Below are 2,886 nucleotides of genomic sequence, written 5' to 3'. Positions count from 1 at the left end.
GATCCCTGCGAGCCGCGAGGGCTCGATCGCCAATTTTGCGATGTTAACGTATACAACATCACAAAAAACTCGATGTCAACGATTACATTTTCGTTGACGGCGGATTCGATCGGCGTAAGATGATCGAAAAGGGGGAATAGAGATGCGCTACTACGGCGAAATTTCCGGTGATCGGGTCATCGTTCTCATAGCCCTCGCGATCGGTGTCGCCATGCTATTGAACCTGCGCGCGGTTGCGACCTTTGTCGCACACGAGAGTAATGTTCTGAGCGAATTGCAAAACCGGCAGGCTGAAGCGAAACTGGCGGCTTTCAGATATTACGTTCTTGGCGACGAGGGCCAGGAGACGGCGGATTTACACCGCTGAAGCATCCCGGGATCGCCCATACTGACAATCTGGCGGGGGTCCGCCGGAGCGGAGGCATGCCGCGACGACCCGAGGCGGTCAAGCATATCTCCTCCCTTCCCTTTGCCGTTCCTCGCAATGCTTGCCATCAAACCGGCCGCTTTATCCCCCGCTGCAGATACGCGCGGCCCGAGCAATCTTTTCCTGCGACGTCAGGATCGTCCGTGACAGCAACACGGCCTGGTCGGCACATGCCTCGAGTTCGGCTGGATCCCCCGACCATTCGCACCACGTACTTGCCGCATCCAGCAGCGCCATTATGGCGCGAACAGTGCGTTTGCTCGGAAGATATCCCATTTCCTCTGCTGCCGTTTCAAACAGGCCGGCACAAAGATCCAGCCAGTGATCGATCTCATGACGGAACTCGATTTCCAGGAACCCTCCGATCCGGTCCATTCGGACAAGGAGATCCCATAGATCGCTTGCAGGATGCGAAATCTGCCGTTTTGCGGCTGTAACTACGAGGGCATCCCAGAACTCGTCGACGCTGTTTGTTTTGTCGATCGCCTCGAGTACGGCATATCCCCAGTTGCTGTAGTGCCAGCGCAGCGACTCTGCGACGATTTCACTGCGTCCCTCGGGAAAGTGAAAATAGATGCTGGAAGCCTTGACGTTGGCCTCCTTGGCGAGCAGCCGCATCGTCACCGCCGAATAACCTTCGTAGGTCGCGAGCTTTAAGAACACCTCGAGAATTCGGCGCCGGCCCGGGGTCAAATCGGACCAATCGCGTTGATCCAAATGCTGCTTGAACAGATTGCGCGCGGTCATCACACGAGGCGGAAGGCTCATTACATAATCCTTACAGTGGGTGACGCAGTGAATGTCGCGACATCGTTCAAGTCAACAGGTTGCGGTGGCGCAAGCACCACCGATCGCTGCGATCGATGCCAAACTTGCGAAAGCTCAACACGTCAGTGCCGACTTAAACGGTCCTTCAGGCTCAGCGGGTGCCACGAAGTCGAACATTAGAACGGGTCTCGCGCGGCCGTAAGCCATCCGCCATCCATCACATAGGCGCTTCCATGAACGTAATCGGCGTCGTCGCTGCCGAGAAAGGCGGCCAGTTTTGCGATTTCTTCCGGTTGGCACCAGCGACGCGCGGGAACTTTGCTGATTGCAAGATCCATATCGGGCGACGCGGCGTTGTGCTCCGGCAGAGCCAAGGGCGTTGCGGTGGCTCCGGGGCAAATCGCGTTCACGCGGATCCCGCGCGCGCCGTATTCGAAGGTCATCTGGCGCGTCAAGCCGATGACGCCGTGCTTGGAAGCGGTATAAGCCGACCCGCCGCCGGCTGCGCTGAACCCGGACGTCGACGAGGTGTTGATGATTGCACCTTTCCCCTGCGAAAGCATATGCGGAATAACGGCTCGGGCCATGAGGAAAGGCCCGGTAAGATTGACGGCCAGAACCCTGTTCCATTCCTCGAGGCTGACCTCGTGGGCAGGAGCATGCCCGTCCAGAATTCCGGCGTTGTTGCAAAGAAGATCGATTCTTTCCCAGCGCTCGATGATTGCTTTGACGGCGCTTTCGACGCTTCCGGCGTCGCTCACGTCTGCCTGCAGCGGATAGGCCTTATCCGGCGTAGAAAGTTTTTCGACTGTTTCGACAGCACGAGCCAGATTGATGTCCAGAGCGGCGACATAGGCGCCCCTGGATACAAATTCTCCGACCATGGCGCGCCCCATTCCGGAGCCTGCGCCTGTGATGACCACCACCTTACCGCTATAATTACTCACGACAGATGCCTTCCTTTTCTGTGTTTGGCGAGGGGCGGTTACCAATCAGATGCACCGCCTGTTTTCCAATAGCTGCTTGAACAGTTCGTCGGGCGTTGCCCGATTATTGTGAGGCCTTCCGGATATTTTCGAGGATTGCCTGATTGACGGTGGCGGATGCCTCCATTTGCGGCATATGGCCGGTGTCTGGCAGGATGCGCAGGGTGAGGTTTGCCGGGAGGGTGCCGGCGTCTGGGACGGGCACGATCTGGTCCTGTTCGCCCCAGATCAGCATGACGGGGCAGTTAAGACCGGCAAGCGGTTCGCGGATCGACAGCAACTGGCCGTCTTGGCCGGCGATGGTGTCGGCGATTGCCGTCAATGCCTCCGGCACGCCTTCGAGACGCTTGAAGCGCAGGGTTCCTTCGACCATGTCGTTGGTGATCTTGGCGGGATCGGCAAACAGCCGCTCGAGCACGTTCAGAAGCGGCCGGCGCCGTTCGGCGGCGATGAAGTCGACCAGGAAGTCGCGGCTCATCTGCCGGCTCAAGCCGACCGGCGCGATCAATGTCAGCGACGCCACGCGCGACGGCTGGGCGGCGGCGATCCGCGCGGCGACGGCGCCGCCGAAGGAATGGCCGACGAGATGGAGCCTGCCGGGCGCGAGATCCCGGACCGCGGCGCTGACGGCCGAGACTATCTTGGCAAGCACATCACCGTCGACGGGCGACGAGGCGCCGTGCCCCGGCAGATCGACCGCGACCG

General features: G+C 59.5%; 4 protein-coding genes. 1 reads left to right on the top strand and 3 read right to left on the bottom strand.

Annotation, left to right across the window (positions count from 1 at the left end; translation table 11 throughout):
• The first annotated feature begins 142 nt into the window (after positions 1 to 142).
• Positions 143 to 367 (top strand): hypothetical protein, encoded by a 225-nt coding sequence (locus CO671_RS32945; RefSeq protein ID WP_010030685.1) that lies wholly within the window; start codon positions 143 to 145, stop codon positions 365 to 367.
• Positions 368 to 508: 141 nt separating this feature from the next.
• Here CO671_RS32945 and CO671_RS32940 read toward each other — a convergent pair whose 3' ends face one another.
• The 3 genes from CO671_RS32940 to CO671_RS32930 all read right to left on the bottom strand — a co-directional run.
• The gene (locus CO671_RS32940) at positions 509 to 1,195 is read right to left on the bottom strand and encodes a TetR/AcrR family transcriptional regulator (RefSeq protein WP_010030686.1); all 687 of its coding nucleotides are present in this window, start codon (positions 1,193 to 1,195) and stop codon (positions 509 to 511) included.
• Between the two features lie 176 nt (positions 1,196 to 1,371).
• The gene (locus tag CO671_RS32935; RefSeq protein ID WP_280953361.1) at positions 1,372 to 2,121 is read right to left on the bottom strand and encodes an SDR family oxidoreductase; all 750 of its coding nucleotides are present in this window, start codon (positions 2,119 to 2,121) and stop codon (positions 1,372 to 1,374) included.
• Positions 2,122 to 2,245: 124 nt separating this feature from the next.
• On the bottom strand, positions 2,246 to 2,886 hold a 641-nt coding region (locus tag CO671_RS32930), incomplete at its 5' end, for an alpha/beta fold hydrolase (protein WP_141514516.1).

This window comes from Rhizobium sp. M10, assembly GCF_002531955.1.
In the GTDB taxonomy this organism is placed as follows: Bacteria; Pseudomonadota; Alphaproteobacteria; order Rhizobiales; family Rhizobiaceae; genus Rhizobium; species Rhizobium etli_C.
The sequence above is the reverse complement of the archived record's forward strand: the minus strand, read 5'-3'. Positions and strand labels throughout refer to the sequence as shown.